Raw genomic sequence first — 26,534 nt, forward strand, 5'->3', positions numbered from 1 at the left:
CACAGAGTTCAAGAAATTCCTTGTCACGATTGACAAGGCGGTGCCTGCTGAACTGGACGTGCATCTCGTGTGTGACAACTATGGCACGCACAACACCCCGGAGATCAGAGCGTGGTTGGCACGGCGCTCGCGTTTCCACATTCATTTCACCCCCACCGGATCGAGTTGGATCAACCAGGTCGAGCGGTGGTTCGGGCTGCTGACCGACAAACTCATCCGTCGCGGAGTCCATACGTCGGTCAGGGCGCTGGAGAAGGACATCACCGCGTGGATCGAGAACTGGAATCAGGACCCCAAACCCTTCACCTGGACCAAGACCGCAGACGAGATCCTGAACTCTCTCGCCGACTACCTCGCCAAGATCGCCAGGCCCGCCACCAAAACCAATACGGACTTAGATTCGTAATTTCAGACGCAGGACACTAGCACTACGCCCCTGTGATCTCGACCGAGAGTCATGCACGGTCCGATTGCGAGAAAAAGGTGGCACCACTCCCGACCAGCCGGTGTCCCCAACGCTCATGGCCGGGCTCATCGCGCACACCGAACAGCGCAATCCAGACGGAGCCGACCACGAACAGCTACTCCGTTATCGCAACGGTTTGCCGATAGGAAGACAGCGGTACGCCACACTCTGGAGACGACTAGGAAAGCACCTGCCCTGGATCGCCACCCTCGGCATCACGGCACACTGGATCCGCTACACCACGCTGACCTGGGTCGAACGCAACTTTAGCTATAGCGTCGCCGCCGCCTACGCCGGCCACACCTCTGGCGGCTCCACCGGCACCACCCTCACCTATGTGCCAGCCTCTATCCAGGAGATCGCGACCGCGCTCTCCGCTCTGGTTGGTGAACCACATCCCCTTGCCTTCGACAATCTCTGAGCCGCCCGAGTCCTTCGCTGCCCGCCGAGTCCGCGCAGAATGGCACACCGCCCGCCTCACTAGTGTCACGTAAAGCTTGTTGCTTTACGTGACACTAGTTCGCTTGATTCCACCCGACTACGTCCGGAGTTCAACCGGCAGCACAAGAGCCATATGACGTGACGATTCCGGATATTTCGGGGACCACCGCTAAGCCCTGTCATCCGGGCCTGCACGCGCCGAGCGCGGATCACCTCTTGTGATTCGGTGCCAGCTCAGCGACACACAGTGATGTCCGAGCGTCCCAGGCGTGCGGTACGGTTTGCGTATGACATCCCCTAAAACGGGATGTATCCCTCACATCGACGGTAAAGCGCCCGCTTACAATGCGAAGGACCATGCGGCGCTGTCAAGTCCGGGCACCCGTCGGTCGTGAAAGGATCTCGCGATGACCTTGTCCCTTACCGCCGAACTGTGGCCGGACGTCCAGCCCGAGGCGGCGCGGCGACTCATGCTCGCCGGGGTGGAGTCGTTCGCGCGCCGCGGCTACCACGCCACCACGACCAGGGATATCGCCGGCGGCGCGGGCATGAGCCCCGCCGCGCTGTACGTGCACTTCCCCTCCAAGGCGGCGCTGCTGTTCGCGATCAGCCGCAGCGGCCACGAACAGACCCTCGCCCTGGTGGAGAACGTCCTCACGCGGGAGCAGGAGCCGGCTGAGCGCATCCGGATGATCGTCGAGGACTTCGTCGCCTGGCACGCGCGGCGGCACACCGTGGCCAGGGTCGTGCAGTACGAGCTGCAGGCACTGCCCGAGCAGGAGTACGAGATCGTCGCCGAGCTGCGACGCCGGATCGAGCGGATCGTGCGGGAGGTCATCGCCGACGGTGTCGAGTCGGGGGCCTTCTCGGTGCCCGAGCCGCGCACGGCCGCGCGAGCGGTCCTGTCGCTGGGGGTCGACGTGGCCCGCTGGTACACCGAGCGGTCCCGGCCGACGCCGACCGTTCTCGGGCAGGAGTACGGCGAGCTCGTCCTGCGCATGCTCGGCGCCAAGACCGGCTGACCACGAGCCGGCAACTTGCCAAGTCGGCTTCCTCCGGTGAAGGTGGGCTCATGCAGACCATCGATCCCGGGCTCATGCTGGCCACCGCCCGCGAGGAAGCCCTGCTCGGGAAGGCCGAGGGCGGGGTCCCCATCGGCGCGGCCCTGTTCACCCTGGACGGCGAACTGCTCGGCCGCGGGCACAACCGCCGGGTCCAGGACGGCGACCCGTCACTGCACGCGGAGACCACCGCGTTCCGCAACGCCGGGCGGCGCGCGCACTACCGCGACACGATCATGGTGACCACGCTGTCACCATGCTGGTTTTGCAGCGGCCTCGTGCGCCAGTTCGGGATCCCGAAGGTGATCATCGGGGAAGCGGTCACGTTCTCCGGCGGCCACGAGTGGCTGGCGGAGAACGGCGTCGGGATCACGCTGCTGGAAGACGCCGAATGCGTCTCGCTCATGACGGACTTCATCAAAGAGCGCCCGGAACTGTGGTTCGAAGACATCGGCGTACCGGTGTCTGCTTTGGACAGCTGAGGAGCACGCATGGCATCGTCGGTCCCGCTCGTCGACCTCGGCCCGTGGTTCGAGGGCACCGCCGAAGGCAAGGCCCAAGTCGCGGCGCGGATCGACGAAGCGTTACAGGACTCGGGTTTCCTGCTCGTCACCGGCCACGGCGTGCCCCGCGAACTGCGGACCGCGACCCGTGAGCTCGCGCGGAAGTTCTTCGCGCTGCCCGAAGACGTCAAGGCGAAGTACACCGTCGCCGTCGGTGGCCGCGGGTGGCTGCCACCGGGGGTCGAGGCCAACGCGTACGCCGAAGGCACCGAAACCCCGCCGGACCTCAAAGAGTCCTATTCGGTCGGTGCCGACGCGGCGGTCGGGGACGCCGAAATCGACGCGTTCTGGTTCCAGCCCAACGTCTGGCCCGCCGAAATCCCCGAACTGGCCGTGGCCGCGCGGGAGTACATGGACCGCATGCGCGCGCTTTCGGACGAGCTGCTCACGATCTTCGCCGTGGCGCTGAAGCTGCCACAGGACCATTTCACCCGGCACACCGGGCATCCGACGTACACCTTCAACATCAACTGGTATCCCCCGATGACCGCGGTCGGCACCCCGGAAGCCGACCAGTTCCGGATCGGCCCGCACACCGACTTCGGCACGGTGACCGTGCTGGACAGGCAAGCGGGTGTCGGCGGGCTGCAGGTCTGCACCGCCGACGGCGAATGGGACGACGCGCCGTTCGACGCCGAGGCGTTCACCATCAACATCGGTGACCTGATGGCCCGCTGGACCGGCGACCGCTGGCGCTCGACCCGGCATCGCGTCCTGCCGCCGGACGACAGCGCGCCCGACGAAGATCTCGTCTCACTGATCTTCTTCTACGAGACCGATCACGACGCCCGGATCGCGTCACTCGGCCCGCCCATCGGCCGCACCGGTTACCCCGAAGTCCTCGCTTCCGAGTACCTGAAGGAAAAACTGGACGCCATCACGGTGAGCTAGTCATGTCCTAAGCCACTCACCTCCCCCGGTTCACCGGCACCTCACACCTCCCGGACAGCCCCGGTCAGACAATCACGGATCCGGCTGCCGGTTCGTGAGGGAACCTTTCCCTGCCCATGATCAGAACGGCCGTTGCCGACTCGTCGCGCCTTTGGATCGCCATATGGTCGGCGACGTTATGGACGCCGAGAACGCTGAGTGCCGGCCTGTCGAAGCCTCGCCGCGGCGGCCCATCCACGTCCGGCCACGGCGCCTGCGCGTTTCCCGTCTTCGTGTGGTGTGGATCGGCCGTGCCGGCGTGGTGTTCTTCGTCAGTGAGCAAGGGGCCTGATCGTGCAGCCGTCCGGCAACAGACTCGCTGGTTCCGCGTCCGTTCTCGGGGCGGCGGTGCTGCTGGGAACAATGGGGCCGGCGCAAGTCCTCGCCGGAAGCCCGCTGAACCCGTCGCCTTGGGCGGCTGGCGGTTGACCCTGGGGGCGTGCTGCTGGGCGCGCTGACTCTTCGCGGACGAGGCACTCTGCGTGCGCTGGCAGGCAAGTCCGCTCGCTGGCCGCTGGCGGGATGCGTGGCCGCGGTCAGCGTGAACCAGGTGGTGTTCTTCTACGCGGTCTCGCAGTCGGGTGCGGCGCTGGCAACGGTGCTCTCGCTGGGCACCACGCCGGTGGCCGTCGGCCTGTGCTCATGGTGGTTCACCGGCGAGCGAGTGACAGCGGCCTGGCTGATCAGCACCGCGATGGCGATGGTGGGCTGTTTGCTGGTGCTCTCACCCGGAGGCGAGTCGGCCGGTCTCAGTGGTGGCCTGCTTGCGGTGAGTTCGGGGGTCTGCAACGGCGCGCAAATGGCCTTCGCCAAGAAGCTGCCGATCGACAACCCGTCGATCCACCTGCCCGCGGCCTCCTCCTTGTCGCTGCTGGCCGGCGCTCTCGTCATGACCCCTTGGATGGTCGCGGACGCGGACGCGTTGGCGGTACCGTCCTCCCTCGCGCTGATTGCCTGGCTCGGTGTCGCCACGGGGGCGATCGCTTATCGGCTGTTCTTCACCGGCTTGGAGCAAGTAACAGCTGCCACGGCCGGCACGCTGAACCTCGCCGAGCCCTTCGTCGCCGCCATTCTGGGTGTCGCATTCCTCGGTGAGAGCCTGTCACCGTTGGCCACAGCCGGCTGCGGGCTACTGGTGGGCGGCCTCGCGGCGACCATGCTGCCGCTGGGGCGCCGTCCCGGCCTCGCACCCGAGGACGATCTGGAACGGACGATCGTCTGCAGCAGCGTCGTCCCGGTGGTGCGACCGCCGGACTTTCCGCCGGTCCGCGGGAATCTCGCCGATTGGGCGGACGGCCCGCCGATGGTTCTCCCGCGGGTGGGCCGCCGCTACAGCGACCCACCGACCGTGGTTCTCCCGCAAGCCGGCAGGCGCCCCACCGCCTCGGCGGCACAGCATGCCCGGGCTCGCCGGCCATGACGCGTCTTACCGTCCGCGGCTGTCGTACTCAGGGCGCGACGGCACGGTTACGCCCGGCGGCTTTCGCTTCGCGCAGGGCGTTTCCCGCGGCGTCGAGCAGCAGCGGAAGCGTTGCACCGTCCCGGGGATGGGCGGAGACGCCGATCGACACGGTGGCCCCGACGAACCGGCTTTCGGTGCCGGAGATGCCGGGCGCGCCTGAGGTGGCCACCGAAACCGTCGTCGCGGCGATCCGGCACCGGATGCGCTCGGCGATCGCGAGCGCGTCGAACTTCCCCGTGCCGGGCAGCAGCACCACGAACTCCTCGCTGTCCAACCGTCCGATGAGGTCACCCGCGCGGACCTCCGCGCGCAAGGTCGCCGCGACCGCGCGAAGGATGTTGTCCCCCACCAGATCCCCGTGCCGGTCGTTCACCTGGGCGAAATGGTCGAGGTCGAGTAGCAGCAGTCCCGAGTCGCGCTCGGCCCGCCGGGCGCGGAGAAGTTCGACGACCGCGGCCTCGGACCAGGAGGTTTCCTTCATCAGCCCGGTCTTCGGATCCGATTCGGTCTGCTCACGACGTCGCGCGAGCATCCCCAGCCGGTGCAGCACCAGCAGGATGCCCAGGATCAGCACGGAAAAGCCGGGCCAGTCCACAAGCGTCCACGCCAGCAGGACCCCCAGCGCGACGGCCGCCGCTTCGAGGATGTGCTCGGACGACCGAATCGGCCTGGTAACGACCAAACCGACCTTGACCAGCAGGAAAGCCAGTCCGGCGAGCATGAGCACCACACTGCCCCGACCGTCCACGACCCAGCCGCCGACAGCCAGAAGTGTTCCCGACGCGGCGTACCCGGCAACGACCGCGACAGCCGCGGTGCGCACCACGTGCCGCTGGCCGATGCGGACGCTCCGATAAAGCGAAGAACCGGCGATCACGATTCCGGCGAGCCCCGGATGCAGCAGGGCGGCCGCGGCGAACAGCCACGCGGAATTCAGATCGACCGAGGAACTGCCCGGCCGCGTCAACTCGGTATACGCGACCGCGTAGCAGAGCAATGCCGTGAAAGGAAAGAGCCAGTTCCCACTCAGCGGGATAAAAGCGAAAGAAAGCGCTGTCGCGGCCACGGCGAGAAGTCCGACCACGAGAAGGTAAAGACCGCGCCCCGCCATTCCAGCAAGGTATCGGCCCATCCCGATCGTGCCACTCCGCCATTCGGGCCATGACTGAATAGCCCCGTGACGCTTCGCAGTCGAAATCGGTCATTCGGCAACTAACCACCCCGGGAAATCGTGAAACTCTTGACATTCCGGATTGGTCTAGTCCACTCTGGGCCCACGCACAGCGACCTCCTGATTGATTCCGCCGCATCAACCATCGAGGTGCTCCACCACTGCGTGCCCGCCCCTGGCGCGCATAAACCGTTGGAGGACCCCTTGACCAGATCTCGTCGTCTGCTGACCCTCGTGACCGCCGCGGCGGCCGCGCTCGCCACCTCGGTCGGGCTCGCACCCGCCGCGTCCGCGGCCGTCGACCCGATCCTCGCTTCGCCGTACATCTACCAGTGGAGCGGGAACACCAACACCTCCGCGATCATGTCGGCCACCGGCGTCAAGGCGTTCACCCTCGCCTTCGTCCTGTCCGACGGCGGCTGCAACCCGAAATGGGACGGCACCCGCTCGCTCACCGGTTCCGACGCCACGCTGATCAACAACATCCGCGCGGCCGGCGGGGACGTCATCCCGTCCTTCGGCGGCTGGTCCGGCACCAAACTCGGCACCAAGTGCACCTCGGCGTCCGCACTGGCCGGGGCGTACCAGAAGGTGATCAGCCAGTACAACCTCAAGGCGATCGACCTCGACATCGAAAACACCGACGAGTTCGAGAACAACACCGTGCAGGACCGGATCCTGGGCGCGGTGAAGATCGTCAAGGCCAACAACCCCGGCCTGCGCGTGGTCATCACCATCCCGACCGAGACCACCGGCCCGAGCGCCACCGGCAAGCGCCTGATCAACCAGTCCAAGGCACTGGGCGCGAACGTCGACGCGTGGTCGGTCATGCCGTTCGACTTCAGCAACGGCGGCGACATGGCCGCCATGACGAAGAGCGCCGTCGACGGCTTGAAGAACCACCTCAAGTCGACCTTCGGCTGGACGGACGACGTCGCCTACCGCCACAGCGGCCTGTCGTCGATGAACGGCAAGACCGACGTCGCCGCCGAGACCGTGACCGTCGCGAACTTCAACTCCATCCGGGGTTACGCGGCCAGCCACCACCTCGCGCGCTTCACCTTCTGGGCCGCGAACCGCGACCACGGCAACTGCGGCGGGTCGTCCAGCACCTGCAGCGGGATCTCGCAGGCGGACTGGGCCTTCACCAAGATCGTCGCCGGCTACACCGGCTAACCCACTCCCCCGGTCCCTCAAAGTGCCACCATGGCCACCTTTGGTCGCGTCCAACGCGACCAAAGGTGGCCATGGTGGCACCACAGGGAGCCACGAGATGTCGACATCTCGTGATCTCTCAGTGACCAAGACATCGCCATCTGTCGACAGATGGCGGACTAGTTGGACCAGGCTTGCGGGAAGCCGGGCATCTTCTGGCAGCCGCAGGTCGGGTAGAACACCGGGGGCATTCCGGGCGTCAGGTACTTCTCCAGGTTCACCGAGGTGATCACCGGCTGCGGCAGCACCCAGTCCCTCGGCACTTCCTTGCCCGCGAGGATGTCCGTCGCGGCGATCACCGCGGTACGCCACATGTACACCGGGTACGTCGGCGAGATCGCCGTCAGGTTCTGCTTCTTCCACAGTTCGAGGAAGTCTTGCTGGTCCTCACTGGTCATCGGCGGCACGGGTTTCCCGGCCGCCTGGAACGCCTCGACAGCGGCGACGGCGGCGGGACCGGTGTCCAGCCACAGGCCGTGGATGTCCCCGTAGCGCCGCAGGTAGTCGGCGATGATCGCCTTGACCTTGACCGGGTCGCCGTCGGTGAACTCGGTGCCGACCACCTTCGCGTCGGACCTCGAGAAGATCATGTCCGCCGCCGCCCACCGGTTTTCGAGCGTGTCGACGCCGGGCAGGGTGCGCAGGGCGAGCACGTTGCCGCCGGGTTTCATGTGCTTGGCGACGAACTCCGCCCCGGTCGCCCCGAAGGCGTAGCCACCGATCGAATGCACGAAGGTGACCGGGCAGGTGGTGTTCACACCGCGGTCGAACACCACGATCGGAATACCGCTCTCGCACGCCTTTTGCACCGCCGGAGTCAGCGCGTCGGCGGTGTTGGGCGAGACGATCAATGCGTTACAGCCCTTGCCGTGCAGGCCTTCGAGGTCGGCGATCTGCTTTTCGTCCCGGCTCTCCGCGTCCACGATGGTGAATTTGCTGATTTCGCGGTGGAGCAGGACCTCGGCTTTCATCGTCGTCAACCCGGTCACCCGCCATGGATTGTCGAGCCCGGCATTGGAAAAGCACAAATGCCATTTCGGCGCTTTCGCGTATTTCTTGGTGTCCACATAGGATGGTGCGATCGACTGCGCCCACGGGGCGTCCGATGCTCCTTCCGGAGTAACATCACGCTGGACCAGTTGCCGTTCGAAGTCGTCCGGATTGAAGAATTTTGACGCCGTGATCGGTACGGTCGCCGAAACCTTCGGCCCGGCGCCGACCGAACCGCAGGCCGTCATCGTCATCAACCCGAGAACCAAAGCGGTCGCGCGGCGGAGATTCCTCGTCAAGGCGGTTCCTCTCTCGCGGTCACGTGCCCGGGCGAGTGTAGGGCAAAGCGTTACCGATCCATTTCATCGACCGAATGGACGTCGACCGTACGCATGTGCGCGATGCGCGCAGATGAAACACTTTAAATGGTGGAAAAATAAACTGAATAGCTGCGGCCGATCCGCTTTTCGGAGTCTTGACACGAGGACTGGACCATTCGGCCCAGCCGGGCCGAGATCGCTCCCAAAACGCTCTGACCACGTATTGGACAGATCATCGGGCCGCGACCTGACCGAAACATCGATCGCCTAGCGTGTCCCCCACCGCCGCCGAAAGGGGCACGATGTCAGTCACGAAGTCCACCGGCCAGGACGCCGAGTACGGAGACAAGGTCGTCGCCGTAGAACCGGGCGGGATCGAACCGGTCGCCGTCGCCGACAAACACGGCAAACCCCTCCAGCTGCTGTGGACCTGGGCCTCGCCCAACCTCGAGTTCGCCACGATCTTCCTCGGAGTGCTGGCGGTTTCGGCGTTCGGCCTGAACTTCTGGCAGGCCGCGCTTGCCATCGTGATCGGCAACGGGCTCGGCTCGCTGACCCACGCCGCGCTCTCGGCACGCGGCCCTGATCACGGTGTCCCGCAGATGGTGCTCGGCCGGATCGCGTTCGGTTTCCGGGGCAACGCGCTGCCCGCGGCGCTCATGTCGCTGATGGCCGGGGTCGGCTGGTTCGCGGTCAACAGCGTCAGCGGCGCGTTCGCGCTGAACGCACTGACCGACCTGCCGGTCCTGCTCTGCCTGATCATCGTCGTGGTCGTCCAGGTCGTGATCGCCTTCTTCGGCCACAACCTGGTCCAGGCGTACGAGAAGTACATCTTCCCGGTGCTCGCGATCGTGTTCGCCGTGACCGCCGTGGTGATCTTCTCGAAGGCCGACCCGGGTTCGGTCAGCGGCACGGGCGGTATCGGCGGTTTTCTGCTCACCGTGGGCGCCACTTTCGGCTACACCGCCGGCTGGAACCCGTACGCGGCCGACTACACGCGGTACCTGCCGCGCTCGGTGAGCCGCCGGGCCGTCGGCCTGTACGCCGGGCTGGGGCTCTTCCTGTCGACGACGATCCTGATGTTCGTCGGCGCGGCGTCGATGACCATCGGCGGCACCGGCACGGACAACCCCACCGGCACGTTCACCGCGCATCTGCCGGCGTTCCTCGCGGCGGCGACACTGCTGGCCGTCACCCTCGGGGCCGTCGCGGCGGACGTGCTCAACATCTACTCCGGGGCGCTCGCGTTCCTCACCCTGGGCATCAAGCTGCCGATCGCCTGGCGCCGGGCCGTGGTCGCGGTGGTCTACGGCGCGGTGGGCTTCGTACTGGCCTGGCTCGGGCTCAGCGACGCCGGGCACGCCTACGAAAGCTTCCTGCTGGTCGTCTCGTACTGGATCAGCCCGTGGCTCGCGGTCATCCTGGTCGACCAGTACCTGCGGCGCGGCACCCAGGCACAAGTGGCGCCGCTGTTGTTCGACTCACGGCACAGCAACTGGGCGGGGTTCACGGCGTTCGTCGCCGGGCTCGTGATCTCGATCGTTTTGTTCGCGAACCAGACGCTGTACGTCGGGCTCGTCCCGAAGCTCGTTCCCCAGGTCGGCGACCTGACGTTCATCGTCGGCGCACTGATCTCCGGGACGCTCTATGCCCTATTCAAGCGTGCCCTCCTCAAACGCTCCGCACTCAAGCAGCCGCGGTAACGGCGATCGCGGCGCGGCCTGCCTCGGTCAGCTCGGCAGGCACGCGCCCGGTCGCCACCGAAACATCCGCGGGCTTGATGTACCCGCTGTGTGCGAGCGCGTGCGCGGTCATCTGGTCGCAGCACGCGAACCCGTCGATGAACAAGTCGGGCTCACAACTGCACGACATCTGCGCGCGGTGGGCGTCCACCGCCCTGAGCATGGCCATCGCCCGATGGCTCAGCTCGAAACTCATATCCGACACCGATCTCCCCCTTCTCGACCACAATCTCTTTCCACTGGGTTAATCGCCCGTTGGTCCGAATGCGTTAACGAGAACTGAGACGTTGTCTAGACCTGAGTGGTTCCGGTCACTTCCACTGCCCGATCGGCCACCGCGGGTTCGAGCATCCGTGACCACTGCATCACGATCTGTCGCCGGCGCTTGGTGTCGTCGGTCAGCAGGTTCGCGAGACCCAGTCCGCGGGCGAGATCCAGGGTGGCCTGGACCATTTCCCGCACGCCAGGGTGGGTTTCGTCGACGCCGAGCAGCTCCACGGCCATGCGGTGCGCCTCGCGCCCGACGATCGCCTCCAGCGGCACCAGCGTGCGCCGGAGGGCTTCGTCGGACGACGCGGCGACCCACAGGTGCAGCGCCGCCTGGAACAGCGGCCCGGTGTAGAGCCCGAGCAACATGTCGACGACGTATTCGGTCCGGTCCGGACCCGTCGGCAAGTCGTCGGCGCGTTCGCGCAGCACGAGCAGCTGCACCTCGCCGACATGCTCGACCGCGGCGGCGACCAGGTTTTCCCTGGTCGGGAAGTGGTGCTGCGCCGCACCTCGGGACACCCCGGCGCGTTCGGCGATCACCGCGACGGTCGTCCCGTGCCAGCCCAGCTCGGCAATGCACTCGACGGCCGCCTCGACCAGCCGCCGCCGGGTGGTCCGGCTGCGCTCCTGGCGCGGTTCACGGGTCATCTGCGGGGACTTCAGCGGGCCTCGACCCAGAAGTCGAGCGCGAGGTCTTCTTCACGCCCGCCGATCCGGTACTTCGAGAAGTCGGTGACCCCTTCGGCGGCGAGGACCTCATCGTCGATGAAGAAGTTGCCGGACACCTCGCGGCTCGGTTTGGTCAGGATCACGTGTGCCGCGTCGGCCATGATCTCCGGGGTCCGTGACTTGTCGGCCAGTTCCCCGCCGACGATGTTGCGGATGGCCGCGGTGTCGATGGTGGTACGCGGCCACAACGAGTTCGCGGCGATACCGTCGTTCTTCAGCTCCGCGGCGAGCCCGACAGTCACCAGGCTCATCGAGTACTTCGCGATGCTGTACGCGAGATGCCCGGCCTTGAACCACTTGGGATCGAGGCTGATCGGCGGGGAAAGCGTGAGGATATGGGCGTTTCCCGACTTCTTCAGATGTGGAATGGCCATTTTGGACAGCAGGAACGAGCCACGCGCGTTGATGTCCTGCATCAGGTCGTAGCGCTTCATACTGACCGACTCGGTCGGCGTGAGGTCGATGGCGCTCGCGTTGTTCACCACGATGTCCAGCCCGCCGAACTGCGCCACGGCCTGCTCGACGGCCGCCGCGACGCCCTCGTCATCGCGGACGTCCCCGACGATCGGCAGTGCCTGGCCGCCGGCGTCCTCAATGGCCTTCGCGGCGGTGTACAGCGTTCCCGGCAGTTTCGGGTGCGGCTCGGTGGTCTTCGCGACCAGCACGATGTTCGCGCCGTCCTTGGCCGCGCGGATCGCGATCGCCTCGCCGATGCCCCGGCTGCCGCCGGACATGATGAGTGTCTTGCCTGCGAGCGTCATGGCTTTCCCCTTCACAGCAGCGTCCTTTCTCAGTAAGACTTCGGGAGGCCGAGGCTGTGCTGCCCGACGAAGTTGAGCACCATCTCGCGGCTCACCGGCGCGATCCGGCCCAGCCGGACGGCGGCGAGCAGCGTGCCCAGCCCGTACTCGGAGGCGAGACCGTTGCCGCCGTGCACCTGGACCGACTGGTCCACCGCGCGGATGGCCACCTCGGCACCGGCGTACTTCGCCATGTTGGCCGCTTCCCCGGCACCGAAGTCGTCACCCGAGTCGTACAGCGCGGCGGCCTTCTGGGTCATGAGTTTCGCCAGCTCGAGCTCGATCTTCACCTGCGCGAGGGGATGCGCGAGGCCCTGGTGCGCCCCGATCGGCTGACCCCAGACGTTGCGCTCCTTGGCATAGGCGACACCCTTGTCCAGCGCGTACCGGGCGATGCCGAGCGAGAAGGACGCGCCCATGATGCGTTCGGGGTTGAGCCCGGCGAACAGCTGCGCGATCGCGGCATCCTCCGAGCCGACCAGCGCGTCGTACGGCAGCTTGACGTCGTCGAGGAACAGGCCGAACTGCTTGTCGGCGGACACCATGTCCATCTCGATCTGCCGGAACTCGAAGCCCGGCGCGTCGGTGGGGACGATGAACAGCGCGGGCTTGAGCTTGCCGGTCTTCGAGTCTTCCATCCGGCTGACGACGAGCACCGCGTCGGCCTCGTCGACCCCGGAGATGTAGACCTTCCGTCCACTGAGGACCCATCCCCCGCCGGCTACGCCCTCATTGGCGGGGGGACCCCCGGTACCCCCGTCGCGGCGCGCGGTGGTGGTGATGCGGTGGGAGTTGGATCCCGCGTCGGGTTCGGTGATGGCGAAGGACATCCGCACCTCACCGGAGGCGAACCCGGGCAGCCAGCGACTCTTCTGCTCGTTGGTGCCGAACCGGGCGATCACCGTCGCGCAGATCGCCGGGGAGACGACCATGAGCAGCAACGGGGTGCCCGCCGCGGCGAACTCCTCGCACACCGCGGCGAGGTCACCGATCCCGGCGCCACCGCCGCCGTATTCCTCGGGCACGGAGACCCCGAGGTAGCCGAGCCGTCCGGCTTCGTCCCACAGTTCGTTGGTCTTGCCGCCGGACCGTGCCTGCTTGAGGTAGTAGTCGTGGCCGTACTTCTTGCCGAGCGCGGCCGCCGCCTTGCGCAGCTCGACGCGCTCCTCGGACTCGCTGAAGTTCATCGTCACTGCTGCTCCTCATCGGTAACTGTATTCTCGGCGGCTTCGCTCGCGCCCACGACTGTGACGCCAGGAAGCGTCACGATCGCCAGTACCGCACCCAGATCGACCTGTTGTCCCACCACCACCGGGAGTTCGGTGACCACGCCGTCGGCGGGGGCCGAGATCCGGTGTTCCATCTTCATCGCCTCGAGCCACAGCAACGTATCCCCGGCCGCGACGGTGTCCCCTTCGGACACCGCGACCCGGACGACCGTGCCCGGCATCGGTGCCACCAGCGAACCCGCCGCGAGTGCCGCGTCGGGGTCGGCGAACCGCGGTGCCCGGGTGAACGTCACAGGTCCGAGCGCCGAGTCGACGCAGACGAGACCGTCGTAGCGCTCGACGAGGAAGATCCGCCGCACGCTGCCGATGTCCAGCACGACCCGGTTCGGGCTCGCCTCGACGAGTTCCACGTCTTCGTGCCCTTCGGCCCGCAAACCGGACCGGCCGAGCAGGTAAGTCAGTTCGTAGACGGCTTCCCCGACGGAGTACCGCTTGTGCTGCGGCGCGGACGGCAGGTTGCGCCAGCCGCTCGGCAGGCGGGACAACGTCGTCGCCTGCGCCCGGTTCGCCTCCGCGTCGGCCAGTGCGGCGGCCAACGCCGAGCGCCGAACGGCTTCAGGATCGGCGAGCGGCAAGGACAGCGTGATGAGGTCGTGCTTGTCGAAGAACGCGGTGTCCGTGTCACCGGCCAAGAAGGACTGATGCCGCAACACGTTCACCAGCAGGTCCCGGTTGGTGACCACGCCGTGGATCCGCGCCCCGGCCAACGCCGAGGCGAGCCTGCGCGCGGCTTCGGTACGGTCCGGCGCCCACGCGATGACCTTCGCCAGCATCGGGTCGTAGTGCACACCGACGACCGAACCGCTGACGACGCCGGAATCCAGCCGGAGGCCGTACTCACGCGGGATCTTGAACTCCGCGTCGCCCCCTGGAACCTCGAACCGGTGCAGCGTTCCACTCTGCGGCTGCCACGCGGCCGAAGGATCTTCGGCGTACAACCGGACCTCGATCGCGTGACCGGTCCACTGTGGAGGATCCTGCGGCAGCTTCGCGCCCTCGGCGATCCGCAGTTGCAGCGCGACGAGGTCGAGCCCGGTGGTGCATTCGGTGACCGGGTGCTCGACCTGCAGGCGGGTGTTCATCTCCAGGAAGTAGAAGCGGCCGTCCGGCCCGGCGAGGAACTCGACCGTGCCCGCGCCGACGTAGTCGATCGCCTTGGCGGCCTTGCGGGCGGCGTCGAACAACTCGTCGCGCATCGCCGAGTCGACAAGGGGAGACGGCGCTTCTTCGACGACTTTCTGGTGCCGCCGCTGGATCGAGCACTCCCGCTCCCCCAGCGCCCACACCGTGCCGTGACTGTCGGCCATGACCTGGACTTCGATATGCCGTCCGGCTTCGAGGTACCGCTCGCAGAACACCGTGGCGTCGCCGAAGGCCGAACCGGCTTCCGCGCCGGCGCCTTCGATCGCCTCGGCGAGCTCCGAAAGCTCACGCACGATCCGCATCCCGCGGCCGCCGCCACCGGCGGAAGCCTTGACGAGCAACGGGAGATCGGCCTCGGTGACCTCAGCGGGGTCCAGTTCGGACAGAATGGGCACACCGGCTTTGTCCATCAGCCGCTTCGACTCCACTTTGGAGCCCATCGTCTCGATGGCTTCCGGTGGCGGGCCGACCCAAGTGAGCCCGGCGTCGAGCACCGCGCGGGCGAACGCCGCGTTCTCGGACAGGAAACCGTAACCGGGGTGGATCGCGTCGGCGCCGGTCTCCGCGGCGGCCTTGACGAGCAGATCCGCGCGCAGGTAGGTCTCGGCGGGGGAATTGCCCGGCAGCCGGAACGCGGTGTCGGCCTCGGATACATGCGGCGAGGCCGCGTCGGCGTCGGAAAACACCGCCACGGTCCCGATTCCGGCGTCCCGGCACGAGCGGAAAACGCGACGGGCGATCTCGGCCCGGTTGGCGACCAGCAGACTCTTGATCACGTGAGCGCCCCTACATCCGGAAGACGCCGAAACCTTCGGCGCCCTTCACTGGTCCGTTGTGGATGGCCGAAAGACTCAGCCCGAGCACGGTCCGGGTGTCGCGCGGGTCGATGATCCCGTCGTCGTAGAGCATCCCGGACAGGAACATCGGCATCGACTCGGCTTCGATCTGACCTTCGACCATGGCCCGCATCGCGGCGTCGTTCTCTTCGCTGTACTCCATGCCCCGGCTCGCGGCCGACGCCCTGGCGACGATCGAGAGCACCCCCGCCAGCTGCGCCGGGCCCATCACCGCGGACTTGGCACTCGGCCAGGCGAACAGGAACCGCGGATCGTAGGCACGGCCGCACATGCCGTAGTGCCCGGCGCCGTAGGACGCGCCCATGAGGATCGAGATATGCGGGACCTTCGAGTTGGACACCGCGTTGATCATCATCGCGCCGTGCTTGATGATCCCGCCCTGCTCGTACTCCTTGCCGACCATGTAGCCGGTGGTGTTGTGCAGGAACAGCAACGGGGTGTCGGTCTGGTTCGCGAGCTGGATGAACTGCGCGGCCTTCTGTGCCTCTTCCCCGAACAGCACCCCGCGCGTGTTGGCGAGGATGCCGACGGGATACCCGTGGACCTGCGCCCAGCCGGTGGCGAGACTGCTGCCGTACAACGGCTTGAACTCGTCGAAGTCGGAGCCGTCGACCACGCGCGCGATGACCTCGCGGGGGTCGAACGGCACTTTGAGGTCCGAGGGCACGATGCCGAGCAGGTCTTCGGCGTCGAACAGCGGGTCTTGGTAACCGGGACGCGGCGACGGGCCGTGTTTGCGCCAGTTGAGCCGTTTGACGATGCTGCGGCCCAGCCGGATCGCGTCTTCCTCGTCGACGGCGAGGTAGTCGGCGAGCCCGGAGGTCCGCGCGTGCATCTCGGCGCCGCCGAGCGACTCGTCGTCGGATTCCTCACCGGTGGCCATCTTCACCAGCGGCGGTCCGCCGAGGAAGACCTTGGCGCGTTCCTTGACCATCACGACGTAGTCCGACATACCCGGCAGGTACGCGCCGCCGGCTGTCGAGTTGCCGAACACCAGTGCCACCGTCGGCACCTTGGCCGCCGATGCCCGGGTGAGGTCACGGAAGATCCGGCCACCCGGAATAAAAATTTCCTTCTGGGTGGGCAGGTCCGCGCCACCGGACTCGACGAGATTGATCATCGGCAGCCGGTTCTGCGCCGCGATATCCGCAGCCCGGTAGGACTTCTTCGCCGTCCACGGGTTGCTCGCGCCGCCCTTCACCGTCGGGTCGCTCGCCGCGATCATGCACTCGACGCCTTCGACCACCCCGATCCCGGTGATCAGGCTCGCGCCGACCTGGTAGTTGGAGCCCCAGGCGGCCAGCGGGGACAGCTCCAGGAACGGCGAATCCTCGTCGATCAGGAGCTCGATGCGTTCGCGGGCCATGAGCTTGCCGCGTTTGCGGTGCCGGGCGACGTACTTCTCGCCACCACCGGCGATGGCCTTGGCGTGCTCGGTCTCGATCTCGGCGAGCTTCTCGAGCATCGAGTCGCGGTTCGCCGCGAATTCCGGGCCACGTCCGTCCACTGTGGATCGTTGCAGGGTCATGCGTGGTATCCCAATCGCTTCGCGGCCAGTCCGGCGAGGATTTCGTTGGTGCCGCCGCCGATGCCGAGAATGCGCACATCGCGGTAGTGCCGTTCCACTTCGGACTCACGCATGTAGCCGAGTCCGCCGTGCAGCTGGACGGCTTCGTTGACGACCCACTCGGCCGTCTCGACGGCGGTGTTCTTGGCGAAACAGGCTTCGGCGATCACCTCTTCTCCGGCGACGTGCCGCAGCGCGATCTGCCGGGTGTACGTGCGGGCGACGTCGACCTTGCGGGTCATCTCGACGAGCTTGTGCTGCACCAGCTGCCGTGAAATCAGCGGACGCCCGAAGGTCTCGCGCACCCGGCACCAGTCCAGGGTGAGATCCAGTGCGCGCTGAGCGTGCGCGTAACCCTGCACGGCCAGTGAAAGCCGCTCAGTGACGAACTGGGTCGCGACCTGCCCGAACCCGCTGTCCTCGGCGCCCACGAGATTCTCCACTGGCACCCGGACGTCCACATAGGACAGCTCGGCGGTGTCCGAGCAATGCCAGCCCATCTTCTCCAGCTTGCGGCTCACCGTGAACCCCGGGGTGCCCCGCTCGACGACGATCAGCGAGATCCCGTGCGCGCCAGGACCTCCGGTGCGGACCACGGTGGTGACGAAGTCGGCCCGGCAACCCGAAGTGATGAACGTCTTCGACCCGTTGATGACGTACTCGTCGCCCTCGCGGCGCGCTGTCGTCCGCACCCCGGCGACGTCGGAGCCGCCGTCCGGTTCGGTGACGGCGAGCGAGCCGATCTTGTTGCCCTCCAGCGTCGGACGCACCCAGCGTTCGATCTGCACCGGATCGGCGGCGGCCGCGATATGCGGGACGGCGATCCCGGAGGTGAACAGCGACGCCGTCAGCCCGCCCGAGCCGCCCGCGTAATGCATCTCCTCCATGACGGTGAGCGCATCGATGTAGTCGCCGTCGCCACCGCCGACGCTTTCCGGGAACGCGACACCGAGCAGGCCGACGTCACCGGCCTTGCGGTGCAGTTCGCGCGGCAGCTCACCGGCGCGCTCCCACTCGTCGAGGTACGGCAGCACCTCGGTTTCGGTGAAGCGGCGCACGGTCTTGCGCAGCGCGACCCGCTCCGGGGTGGCTAGTGGATCAGTAGCAGGGGCGTCAGTCACAGGAGGTTCTCCGGAACGTCGATTTCGCGGGAGCGCAGCCATTCACCGAGCGCCTTGGCCTGCGGGTCGAACCGGGCCTGCGACGCGACGCCCTCGCCGAGGATGCCTTCGACGACGAAGTTCAGCGCGTGCAGGTTCGGCAGGAGATGCCGCGTGACGGGCAGGTCCGCGGTTTCGGGCAACAAGAGTTTGAACTCGGCGACGGTCAGGCGATGACTCAGCCACTGCCACGCGTCTTCGGACCGGGCCCAGACACCGACGTTGGCGTTGCCACCCTTGTCCCCGCTGCGCGCGCCGATGACCGTCCCGAGTGGAACGCGGCGTACCGAACCGGTCGCGGGCTTGTCTCCCAGCGCTGGATCATCCACATCGGACAGCGGCAGCGTTTCCGTCGCTGGCGCTATGTCGACACGGGAACCATCGGGCAGCACAGCGACATGCGGCACTTCGGCGGCGTCTACATAGGACGCGGTGTAGACGCCGTAGGGCGAGGCGTTCGACGGCGGCGCGGTGACGTGGAAGCCCGGGTAGCTCGCCAGCGCCAGCTCGATCGCCGCGCCGCTGAACGCGCGCCCGGCGATGTTCGCGTCGGAATCCTTGACCGCACAGTGCAACAGCGCGCTGGCGCGCTGCTCGGTGTCGGCGTCCGGGTGGTCGGTCCTGGCCAGCGTCCACTTGATCTCGGCCGGCGGACTGGCCTTGAGCGCGGCTTCGAGCTGCTCCCGCACCAAGTCGGCCTTGGCGTCGATGTCCAGGCCGGTCAAGACGAATGTGGTCTCGTTGCGGAATCCGCCGAGACTGTTGAGGCACACCTTGAGCGTCGGAGGCGGCTGCTCGCCCTTCGCGCCGCTGATGCGGACACGGTCTGGGCCGTCCTGGGTGAGCGAGACGGTGTCGAAGCGGGTGGTGACGTCCGGACCCGCGTACCGGGCGCCGGTGATTTCGTACAACAGCTGCGCGGTGACCGTGCCGACGGTGACGACCCCGCCGGTGCCTTTGTGCTTGGTGATCACGCTCGAACCGTCGGCTTCGATCTCGGCGATCGGGAAGCCCGGCACGCCGAGCGTGTGCTCGGTGAAGAAGGCGTAGTTCCCGCCGGTGGCCTGGGCACCGCATTCGATGACGTGCCCGGCGGCGACCGCTCCGGCCAGCGCGTCGTAGTCATCGCGGGCCCAGCCGAAGTGCGCGGCGGCCGGCCCGACGATCACCGAGGCGTCGGTGACCCGGCCGGTGACGACGATGTCCGCGCCCGCGTCGAGACAGTCCACAATGCCCCAGGCGCCGAGATATGCGTTGGCCGTCAACGGTGCTTTTCCGTGTTCCAGCCCGAGGTTGAGTTCCTCCGCCCGCGCGATCAGGTCGTCGCCCTCGACATGCGCGACGGAGACATCGACACCGAGCTTGGCGGCCAGTTCCCGCAGCGCGTCGGCGAGTCCGGCGGGGTTGAGCCCACCGGCGTTGGTGACGATCTTGACGTCTTTTTCCTTGGCCAGGCCGAGGTTTTCCTCCATCTGGCGGAGGAACGTCTTGGCGTAACCGCGGTTCGGGTCCTTCATGCGATCGCGGCCGAGGATCAGCATGGTCAGCTCGGCGAGGTAGTCGCCGGTCAGGACGTCGAGCGGGCCGCCGGTCAGCATCTCGCGGACCGCGGAGAACCGGTCGCCGTAGAACCCCGACGCGTTGCCGACGCGCAGCGCGGTCATGCGAACTGCCCCGGTTTGCGGCCCTCCCCGGGAGGACCGGCAAACGCTTGCGCGATGCCGAGCCACTCCCCGACGCCTTCGCCGGTGGCGACGAGATCGGTGTCGGCGGGGTTCCGGCGCTGGGTGACCACGAGACAGAAGTCGAGCGCACTGCCGGTCAGCCGCTGCTCAGCGTCTTCAGGGCCGAATGCCCAAGTAGAGCCGTCCGGAGCGACGAGTTCGACCCGGAATTCGTCGGCCGGCGGCGCCAGCGAGTGGAGTTTGAAGGCGAAGTCGCGAGTGCGGGTGCCGAAGCGGGCGATGTGCCAGAGCCGCACCGTCGGCTCGCGGACGACACCGAGCGCGTCGAAGACGTCCTGGCCGTGGGCCCAGGTCTCCATCATCCGCGCGGTCGCCATCGACGCGGGGCTCATCGGCGGGCCGTACCAGGGCAGTTTCTCCCCCGCGGGCACCGCCGCGAGCGCGGTGGCCAGCGCGGTGCGCCCAAGACGCCACTCAGCGAGCAGTTCAGCCGGGGGCTTCTGCGCTCCCTCTTCGGCGCCGACGTCGACGTAGTTCTCGCCGATGGTGAGGATGCTTTCGATCTCCGCCTGGAAATCCTCCGGTGGCCCGGTCGCGATCAGTGACTTCTGATCGGTCCAGGCCAGATGGGCGATCTGGTGCGCGATCGTCCAGCCCTCGGCGGGCGTCGGCCGCGCCCACTCCGAAGCCGGCAGGCCCGCCACCGCGTCGTCGACCAGCTGGGTCTCCGCCGCGAGATCCTCCAGGATCGCGCCAAGATCCGCCATGAGTCCGCCTCCTTGCGTCCCCTCCGACCTTGGCACTCCCCACTGTAAAAATCAAGCACGCATGATTGTTTTTACCCCCAGTACTGATCGCCATCTGTCGACAGATGGCGGTCTCTTTAGTTCCCGTGAGAGCACGAGATGTCAACAGCTCGTCGCCGGCTCCACTATTGACACGTTGCCAGTAGCGCGCGAGGTGGCCTACCTTCAGTCCCATGGCCGACTACGCCGACATCACCTACGAGGTGGCCGATCGCATCGCGACGGTCACCCTGAACCGCCCCGAAGCCCGCAACGGCTACACCGTGCGCATGGCGGACGAACTCGCCGACGCCATGGACCGCGCGGACCACGACGAAGACGTCCGGGTCGTGGTGCTCACCGGCAACGGCAAGGACTTCTGCGTCGGCGCCGACCTGACGAGCGGCGGTTTCGACTTCGACGCCGCCGAAGGACCCGGTCCCGAGTGGCAGGAACCCGCCGGACGGTGTTCGAAGCGGATCTTCACGATGAACAAGCCGGTCATCGCGGCGATCCACGGCGCGGCCGTCGGCGGGGGCATCACCATCACGCTCTCCTGCGACTACCGGCTCGCGGCCACCGACTCGAAGTTCGGCTTCGTGTTCACCCGCCGCGGGATCTACCCCGAAGGCGCGTCGGCGTGGTTCCTCCCCCGGCTCGTCGGGATGGGCACCGCGATGGACTGGATGATCAGCGGCCGCGTGTTCGGCGCGGAAGAGGCCCATCGCGCCGGGCTCGTCCACAGCTTGCACGCGCCGGACGAACTTCTCGGCAACGCCTACGCGCTCGCCAAGGACATCATCGCCACCACCGCACCGGTTTCGGTCGCGGTGACCCGGCAACTGCTCTATCGCATGTCCAATGTGGACTCGCCATTCCCGGTCCACGAGGTCGACTCGAAGTTGATCGGCAGCCTGCCCACGAACCCCGACGCCGTCGAAGGAGTCATGTCCTTCCTGCAGAAGCGCCCGCCCGCGTTCGGGCTGCGGGTCGACCGGGATCTGCCGGACTTCTTGCCATGGGAGAAGAAATGACCCGGTTTTCACCAACACAGTTTCCCCCGGAACCGTGGAACCTGGCGGGCCAGGCGTACGCGTCGACGTGGCGCGTGCCCGCCGCCGAGCTGCCCTCGCTCCCCCAAGGCATCAAACCGATCACCGCCGGCGGGCAGGCCTTCGTCGTCACGGCGTGGATCGAGTACCAGGAACAGGGGCAACTCGCCTATCACGAGCTGCTGTCGACGGTCGCCGTGCGCGGGAAGCGCACGACGGCCTCGATCACCGAGATCTGGGTCGACAGCGAGGTGTCGCTCGCGGGCGGCCGCGCGTTGTGGGGCATCCCGAAGGACCTGGCGACGCTCGATTTCCGGCACGGCCGGACGTTCACGGCCTCGGCGTCCACATCGGACGACTGGATCGCGACCGCCGCGTTCTCCAAGCGCGCCGGGGCCCCGGTGCCACTGCCCGCCCGGTTCGACATCGCCCAGACCCTCGACGGCGCGCTCAAGCACAGCCCGGTCCGGGCCAAAGCGCAGCCGCGGCTGGCGTCGGCGAGCTGGAACCTCAACCCCGACGGCCCGCTCGGCTACCTCGCCGGCCGGACACCGATCGTGAGCCTCACGCTCGACGACTTCACGCTCCGTTTCGGGAGCTGACCGATCACACCCCGACGTGTCCGCGGAGGGCCTCTTTAGGAACGTTTGAGTTCCCAAAGAGGCCCTTTTTCGCATAGTGGACAGCCGCTCTCAGTGACTACCTAACCCTGCTGGGTGAGACAGCACACCGGCCGCGACACGCCACCCATTGGGGCACGTGCGAGGGCCGACCCCTACATGTAGTCTCTGGGAACCGACAGCGCACGAGCGATGGGAGACGCTCCGAAGCGCTAAACCCGAGCCCCAGCTCGCGTGCCGGTACGACTTGCCAGACCCCAGCAGCACCCCGCTCCACGGCGGTGTGCCGATCGAACGCGCCTTTTTGGAGACACGTATGTCAGTGGAAACCAACCAGCGTCCGCCGTCCGCACAGGACTCGGCGAACGTCTCCGTGCGAGTCATCCGGCGGGACGGCAACGTCTCGCCCTTCGACTCCGGCAAGATCTCGGTGGCGCTGACCAAGGCGTTCCTCGCGGTCGAGGGTGACGACGCCGCGGCGTCCTCGCGTATCCACCACGTCGTCTCCGAACTCACCGAGCAGGTCGAGGCCTCGCTGCTGCGGCACGCCGGTCCCGAGACCGCGCTGCACATCGAGCAGATCCAGGACATCGCCGAGCTGGCCCTCATGCGCGGCGAGCACCACAAGGTCGCCCGCGCGTACGTTCTCTACCGCGAAGAGCGCGCCAAGGCCCGCAAGTCCGCGAAGCCGGCCGAGGCCGCCCACGCGATCAACGTCAAGTTCGCCGACGGCACCGTCCGCCCGCTCGACTGGGACCGCGTTTCCCACGTGGTGGGCGAGGCCGTCGCCGGTCTCGACGACGTTTCGGCCGAGCCGGTGCTCGCCGAGGCCAAGCGCAACCTCTACGACGGCATCAGCGCCGACGAGCTCGCCCTCGCGCAGATCATGGCCGCCCGGGTGCTCGTCGAGCAGGAGCCGAACTACTCCTACGTCTCCGCGCGCCTGCTGCTGGACAAGCTCCGCGGCGAGGCCCTGACCATGCTCGCGGGCAAGCCGCAGCTGGCCAGCCAGGACGAGATGGCCGTCCGCTACGGCTCGTACTTCCGTGACTACCTGCGCCGCGCGATCGACCTCGAACTGGTCAACGCCGAGCTCACCACGTTCGACCTCGACAAGATCACCGCCGCGATCAAGCCCGAGCGCGACCTCGACTTCGGCTTCCTCGGCCTGCAGACGCTGTACGACCGGTACTTCCAGCACCACGAGGGTGTCCGCTTCGAGCTGCCGCAGGCGTTCTTCATGCGCGTCGCCATGGGCCTCGCGATCCGTGAGGACAACCGCGAAGCGCGGGCTATTGAATTTTATGAGCTCCTGTCGAGCTTCCACTTCATGGCGTCGACCCCGACGCTGTTCAACTCGGGCACCACGCGCCCGCAGCTGTCCTCGTGCTTCCTGACCACGGTCGACGACGATCTCGACTCGATCTTCCAGGCGTACAAGAACAACGCGCTGCTGGCGAAGTACTCCGGCGGTCTCGGCAACGACTGGACCCCGGTCCGCGGCCTCGGCGCGCACATCAAGGGCACCAACGGCCAGTCGCAGGGCGTCGTGCCGTTCCTCAAGATCGCCAACGACACCGCCGTCGCGGTCAACCAGGGCGGCAAGCGCAAGGGCGCGGCGTGCGCGTACCTCGAGACCTGGCACGTGGACATCGAGGAGTTCCTCGACCTCCGCAAGAACACCGGTGACGACCGCCGCCGCACCCACGACATGAACACCGCGAACTGGGTACCCGACGAGTTCCTCCGCCGCGTCGAGGCCGACGCGCAGTGGACCCTGTTCTCGCCGAACGAGGTCCCCGACCTGCACGACCTCTACGGCAACGCGTTCGCCGAGCGCTACCGCGAGTACGAAGCCGCCGCCGCGCGTGGCGAGATGAAGGTGTTCCGCCAGGTCCGTGCCGTGGAGCTCTGGCGCCGGATGCTGACCATGGTGTTCGAGACCGGCCACCCGTGGATCACCTTCAAGGACCCGTGCAACCTGCGCTCGCCGCAGCAGCACGTCGGGGTCGTGCACTCGTCGAACCTGTGCACCGAGATCACCCTGAACACCAGCGTCGACGAGGTCGCGGTCTGCAACCTCGGCTCGGTGAACCTGCTCAAGCACGTCACGCCAGAGGGCCTGGACACCGCGCGCCTCGAGAAGACCGTGCGCACCGCTGTCCGCATGCTCGACAACGTGATCGACATCAACTTCTACACCATCCCGGAAGCCCGCCGCTCCAACCTGCGGCACCGCCCGATCGGCCTGGGCATCATGGGCTTCCAGGACGCGCTGTTCGAGATCGGCGTGCCGCTGTCGTCCGACGCGGCCGTGCAGTTCGCCGACGTCAGCATGGAACACGTCAGCTACTACGCGATCTCGGCGTCGACCGACCTCGCCGAGGAGCGCGGCCAGTACCAGACGTTCGAGGGTTCCTTGTGGAGCAAGGGAATCCTGCCGATCGACTCGATGCAGCTCTTGATCGACGCCCGCCAAGGCGACAGCCTCGACGTCGACACCTCCACCACGCTGGACTGGGCGCCGCTGCGTGAGCGCGTCAAGACCGTGGGCATGCGCAACTCCAACGTGATGGCGATCGCGCCGACGGCGACGATCTCCAACATCTCCGGGGTCGGGCAGTCCATCGAGCCGCTGTTCCAGAACCTGTTCGTCAAGTCGAACATGTCCGGCGACTTCACCGTGGTCAACCCGCACCTGGTCAAGAGCCTCAAGGAACGCGGCCTGTGGGACGAGGTCATGGTCTCCGACCTCAAGTACTTCGACGGCAGCCTCGGCCAGATCGACCGTGTCCCGGACGACCTCAAGGCGCTGTACGCCACCGCCTTCGAGATCGACAGCCGCTGGCTGATCGACGCGGGTTCGCGTCGCCAGAAGTGGATCGACCAGGCGCAGTCGCTGAACCTGTACATCGCGAAGCCCAGCGGCCGCAAGCTCGACGAGCTGTACCGCTACGCGTGGCACAAGGGCCTCAAGACCACGTACTACCTGCGGGCGCAGTCCGCGACGCACGTGGAAAAGAGCACCCTGCAGGGCACCGACGGCAAGCTCAACGCCGTCTCCGCGGGTAAGCAGTCCGCTGCTCCGGCGGCTCCCGCGGCCTCCGTGGCACCGGCGGTCACCCCGTCGGCCACCGCGGCCGTCACCGCCGTCGTCCCGACGCCGGAAGCGGCCGTCAAGTCCGAGCCGAAGGCGATGCCCGTGGTCGAGGACATCGACTTCGCCACCGTCGACGGCGCCGCCTGCCGCATCGACGACCCGGACTGCGAAGCCTGCCAGTAAGACGTGCGGCCGGGTCGCCATCTGTCGACAGGTGGCGACCCGCCCCAGCCCGCTCCCCCGCCGTTGTCTTGCCATCTGTCGACAGATGGCGCCCCACCTCGTGAAGTGAGCCGCCTCATGACAAGCATTGACACCCCGTCCAGCGCACCACGCGTCGACGCCACCGGCCTCGGTGACATCGAGCTCGGCGCCGAGCGCATCAGCGTCGACGACAAGCGGATGATCAACGCCCGCGCCGACGTCAACCAGCTCCTGCCGCTCAAGTACACCTGGGCCTGGGAGAAGTACCTCGCCGGCTGCAACAACCACTGGATGCCGACCGAGGTCGCCATGCAGGCCGACATCGCGCTGTGGAAGTCCGCCGACGGCCTCACCGCCGACGAGCGCCAGATGCTCAAGCGCAACCTCGGCTTCTTCGCGACAGCGGAATCCTTGGTGGCCAACAACATCGTGCTCGCGGTGTACCGCCAGATCACCAACCCCGAGTGCCGCCAGTACCTGCTGCGCCAGGCGTTCGAGGAGGCCGTGCACACGCACACCTTCCAGTACATCTGCGAGAGCCTCGGCCTGGTCGAGGGCGAGCTGTTCAACATGTACCGCGAGGTCCCGTCCATCGCGGACAAGGACGCCTGGGCGCTCAAGTACACCCAGCACCTGGAGAACCCGGATTTCAAGACCGGCACCCCGGAGGCCGACCAGGCCTTCCTGCGTGACCTCGTCGCGTTCTACGTGATCTTCGAGGGCATGTGGTTCTACACCGGGTTCGCGCAGATCCTCTCGCTCGGCCGCCGCAACAAGATGGTCGGCATCGCCGAGCAGTACCAGTACATCCTGCGCGACGAGTCGATCCACCTGAACTTCGGCATCGACTGCATCAACCAGATCAAGATCGAGAACCCGCACCTGTGGACCGAAGAGTTCCAGGCCGAGATC

At 67.1% G+C, this 26,534-nt stretch carries 23 protein-coding genes; 12 read left to right on the top strand and 11 right to left on the bottom strand.

The window, feature by feature from the left end:
- The 6 genes from VGP60_RS29285 to VGP60_RS29310 all read left to right on the top strand — a co-directional run.
- Positions 1 to 406 (top strand): transposase (locus VGP60_RS29285; protein WP_327551357.1); only part of this gene is annotated, 406 nt, incomplete at its 5' end.
- 115 nt (positions 407 to 521) lie between these two features.
- Entirely contained in the window at positions 522 to 887 is a 366-nt protein-coding gene (locus VGP60_RS29290) for a hypothetical protein (protein ID WP_327551358.1), read from the top strand.
- A 427-nt stretch (positions 888 to 1,314) separates the two neighbouring features.
- Entirely contained in the window at positions 1,315 to 1,929 is a 615-nt protein-coding gene (locus tag VGP60_RS29295; RefSeq protein WP_327551359.1) for a TetR/AcrR family transcriptional regulator, read from the top strand.
- Between the two features lie 50 nt (positions 1,930 to 1,979).
- Entirely contained in the window at positions 1,980 to 2,450 is a 471-nt protein-coding gene (locus VGP60_RS29300; RefSeq protein WP_327551360.1) for a nucleoside deaminase, read from the top strand.
- A 9-nt stretch (positions 2,451 to 2,459) separates the two neighbouring features.
- Positions 2,460 to 3,422: an isopenicillin N synthase family dioxygenase gene (locus tag VGP60_RS29305; protein ID WP_327551361.1), complete on the top strand. Its 963-nt coding sequence runs from the start codon at positions 2,460 to 2,462 to the stop codon at positions 3,420 to 3,422.
- Positions 3,423 to 3,900: 478 nt separating this feature from the next.
- Positions 3,901 to 4,881: a DMT family transporter gene (locus VGP60_RS29310; protein ID WP_327551362.1), complete on the top strand. Its 981-nt coding sequence runs from the start codon at positions 3,901 to 3,903 to the stop codon at positions 4,879 to 4,881.
- A gap of 28 nt (positions 4,882 to 4,909) precedes the next feature.
- Here VGP60_RS29310 and VGP60_RS29315 read toward each other — a convergent pair whose 3' ends face one another.
- Positions 4,910 to 6,034, bottom strand: coding sequence for a diguanylate cyclase (locus VGP60_RS29315; RefSeq protein WP_327551363.1), 1,125 nt, complete (start codon positions 6,032 to 6,034; stop codon positions 4,910 to 4,912).
- 264 nt (positions 6,035 to 6,298) lie between these two features.
- Between VGP60_RS29315 and VGP60_RS29320 the strand changes: the two genes are divergently transcribed.
- On the top strand, positions 6,299 to 7,270 hold the full coding sequence (locus VGP60_RS29320; RefSeq protein ID WP_327551364.1) for a chitinase: 972 nt from the start codon (positions 6,299 to 6,301) through the stop codon (positions 7,268 to 7,270).
- A 158-nt stretch (positions 7,271 to 7,428) separates the two neighbouring features.
- Here VGP60_RS29320 and VGP60_RS29325 read toward each other — a convergent pair whose 3' ends face one another.
- Positions 7,429 to 8,598: an ABC transporter substrate-binding protein gene (locus VGP60_RS29325; protein ID WP_327551365.1), complete on the bottom strand. Its 1,170-nt coding sequence runs from the start codon at positions 8,596 to 8,598 to the stop codon at positions 7,429 to 7,431.
- 323 nt (positions 8,599 to 8,921) lie between these two features.
- On the opposite strand from VGP60_RS29325, the gene VGP60_RS29330 reads away from it, so the two are divergent.
- Positions 8,922 to 10,322: a purine-cytosine permease family protein gene (locus VGP60_RS29330; protein ID WP_327551366.1), complete on the top strand. Its 1,401-nt coding sequence runs from the start codon at positions 8,922 to 8,924 to the stop codon at positions 10,320 to 10,322.
- Here VGP60_RS29330 and VGP60_RS29335 read toward each other — a convergent pair.
- The 9 genes from VGP60_RS29335 to VGP60_RS29375 form a co-directional block, all read right to left on the bottom strand.
- Positions 10,306 to 10,557, bottom strand: coding sequence for a hypothetical protein (locus VGP60_RS29335; protein ID WP_327551367.1), 252 nt, complete (start codon positions 10,555 to 10,557; stop codon positions 10,306 to 10,308). The genes VGP60_RS29330 and VGP60_RS29335 overlap by 17 nt on opposite strands.
- Before the next feature lie 95 nt (positions 10,558 to 10,652).
- The gene (locus VGP60_RS29340) at positions 10,653 to 11,279 is read right to left on the bottom strand and encodes a TetR/AcrR family transcriptional regulator (RefSeq protein ID WP_327551368.1); all 627 of its coding nucleotides are present in this window, start codon (positions 11,277 to 11,279) and stop codon (positions 10,653 to 10,655) included.
- Between the two features lie 11 nt (positions 11,280 to 11,290).
- On the bottom strand, positions 11,291 to 12,121 hold the full coding sequence (locus tag VGP60_RS29345; RefSeq protein ID WP_327551369.1) for an NAD(P)-dependent oxidoreductase: 831 nt from the start codon (positions 12,119 to 12,121) through the stop codon (positions 11,291 to 11,293).
- A gap of 29 nt (positions 12,122 to 12,150) precedes the next feature.
- A complete protein-coding gene (locus VGP60_RS29350) occupies positions 12,151 to 13,347 on the bottom strand; it encodes an acyl-CoA dehydrogenase family protein (RefSeq protein ID WP_327551379.1) in 1,197 nt (398 codons plus the stop codon).
- Between the two features lie 2 nt (positions 13,348 to 13,349).
- Entirely contained in the window at positions 13,350 to 15,368 is a 2,019-nt protein-coding gene (locus VGP60_RS29355; protein WP_327551370.1) for an acetyl/propionyl/methylcrotonyl-CoA carboxylase subunit alpha, read from the bottom strand.
- 10 nt (positions 15,369 to 15,378) lie between these two features.
- Positions 15,379 to 16,977: an acyl-CoA carboxylase subunit beta gene (locus VGP60_RS29360; protein WP_327551371.1), complete on the bottom strand. Its 1,599-nt coding sequence runs from the start codon at positions 16,975 to 16,977 to the stop codon at positions 15,379 to 15,381.
- A complete protein-coding gene (locus VGP60_RS29365; protein ID WP_327551372.1) occupies positions 16,974 to 18,137 on the bottom strand; it encodes an acyl-CoA dehydrogenase family protein in 1,164 nt (387 codons plus the stop codon). The genes VGP60_RS29360 and VGP60_RS29365 overlap by 4 nt, the downstream gene beginning before the upstream one ends.
- On the bottom strand, positions 18,134 to 19,840 hold the full coding sequence (locus VGP60_RS29370; RefSeq protein WP_327551373.1) for an acyclic terpene utilization AtuA family protein: 1,707 nt from the start codon (positions 19,838 to 19,840) through the stop codon (positions 18,134 to 18,136). Before VGP60_RS29370 ends, VGP60_RS29365 begins: the two co-directional genes overlap by 4 nt.
- Positions 19,837 to 20,628, bottom strand: a complete 792-nt coding sequence (locus VGP60_RS29375; protein WP_327551374.1) for a TIGR03084 family metal-binding protein — start codon at positions 20,626 to 20,628, stop codon at positions 19,837 to 19,839. Before VGP60_RS29375 ends, VGP60_RS29370 begins: the two co-directional genes overlap by 4 nt.
- Before the next feature lie 212 nt (positions 20,629 to 20,840).
- On the opposite strand from VGP60_RS29375, the gene VGP60_RS29380 reads away from it, so the two are divergent.
- The 4 genes from VGP60_RS29380 to VGP60_RS29395 all read left to right on the top strand — a co-directional run.
- On the top strand, positions 20,841 to 21,680 hold the full coding sequence (locus VGP60_RS29380) for an enoyl-CoA hydratase-related protein (RefSeq protein WP_327551375.1): 840 nt from the start codon (positions 20,841 to 20,843) through the stop codon (positions 21,678 to 21,680).
- Entirely contained in the window at positions 21,677 to 22,300 is a 624-nt protein-coding gene (locus VGP60_RS29385; protein WP_327551376.1) for an acetoacetate decarboxylase family protein, read from the top strand. The genes VGP60_RS29380 and VGP60_RS29385 overlap by 4 nt, the downstream gene beginning before the upstream one ends.
- 334 nt (positions 22,301 to 22,634) lie before the next feature.
- Positions 22,635 to 25,601 (top strand): ribonucleoside-diphosphate reductase subunit alpha, encoded by a 2,967-nt coding sequence (locus VGP60_RS29390; protein WP_327551377.1) that lies wholly within the window; start codon positions 22,635 to 22,637, stop codon positions 25,599 to 25,601.
- 117 nt (positions 25,602 to 25,718) lie between these two features.
- The coding region (locus tag VGP60_RS29395; RefSeq protein WP_327551378.1) for a ribonucleotide-diphosphate reductase subunit beta at positions 25,719 to 26,534 on the top strand (816 nt) is incomplete at its 3' end.

The sequence above is a fragment of the Amycolatopsis sp. genome (genome assembly GCF_036008905.1).
In the GTDB taxonomy this organism is placed as follows: Bacteria; Actinomycetota; Actinomycetes; order Mycobacteriales; family Pseudonocardiaceae; genus Amycolatopsis.

What these genes read in the sequence shown, in the direction of transcription:
- VGP60_RS29290 (WP_327551358.1), top strand. Translation starts at nt 522, where the DNA reads ATGGCCGGGCTCATCGCGCACACCGAACAGCGCAATCCAGACGGAGCC.
- VGP60_RS29295 (WP_327551359.1), top strand. Translation starts at nt 1,315, where the DNA reads ATGACCTTGTCCCTTACCGCCGAACTGTGGCCGGACGTCCAGCCCGAG.
- VGP60_RS29300 (WP_327551360.1), top strand. Translation starts at nt 1,980, where the DNA reads ATGCAGACCATCGATCCCGGGCTCATGCTGGCCACCGCCCGCGAGGAA.
- VGP60_RS29305 (WP_327551361.1), top strand. Translation starts at nt 2,460, where the DNA reads ATGGCATCGTCGGTCCCGCTCGTCGACCTCGGCCCGTGGTTCGAGGGC.
- VGP60_RS29315 (WP_327551363.1), bottom strand. Translation starts at nt 6,034, where the DNA reads ATGGCGGGGCGCGGTCTTTACCTTCTCGTGGTCGGACTTCTCGCCGTG.
- VGP60_RS29330 (WP_327551366.1), top strand. Translation starts at nt 8,922, where the DNA reads ATGTCAGTCACGAAGTCCACCGGCCAGGACGCCGAGTACGGAGACAAG.
- VGP60_RS29335 (WP_327551367.1), bottom strand. Translation starts at nt 10,557, where the DNA reads ATGAGTTTCGAGCTGAGCCATCGGGCGATGGCCATGCTCAGGGCGGTG.
- VGP60_RS29340 (WP_327551368.1), bottom strand. Translation starts at nt 11,279, where the DNA reads ATGACCCGTGAACCGCGCCAGGAGCGCAGCCGGACCACCCGGCGGCGG.
- VGP60_RS29345 (WP_327551369.1), bottom strand. Translation starts at nt 12,121, where the DNA reads ATGACGCTCGCAGGCAAGACACTCATCATGTCCGGCGGCAGCCGGGGC.
- VGP60_RS29350 (WP_327551379.1), bottom strand. Translation starts at nt 13,347, where the DNA reads ATGAACTTCAGCGAGTCCGAGGAGCGCGTCGAGCTGCGCAAGGCGGCG.
- VGP60_RS29360 (WP_327551371.1), bottom strand. Translation starts at nt 16,977, where the DNA reads ATGACCCTGCAACGATCCACAGTGGACGGACGTGGCCCGGAATTCGCG.
- VGP60_RS29370 (WP_327551373.1), bottom strand. Translation starts at nt 19,840, where the DNA reads ATGACCGCGCTGCGCGTCGGCAACGCGTCGGGGTTCTACGGCGACCGG.
- VGP60_RS29375 (WP_327551374.1), bottom strand. Translation starts at nt 20,628, where the DNA reads ATGGCGGATCTTGGCGCGATCCTGGAGGATCTCGCGGCGGAGACCCAG.
- VGP60_RS29380 (WP_327551375.1), top strand. Translation starts at nt 20,841, where the DNA reads ATGGCCGACTACGCCGACATCACCTACGAGGTGGCCGATCGCATCGCG.
- VGP60_RS29385 (WP_327551376.1), top strand. Translation starts at nt 21,677, where the DNA reads ATGACCCGGTTTTCACCAACACAGTTTCCCCCGGAACCGTGGAACCTG.
- VGP60_RS29390 (WP_327551377.1), top strand. Translation starts at nt 22,635, where the DNA reads ATGTCAGTGGAAACCAACCAGCGTCCGCCGTCCGCACAGGACTCGGCG.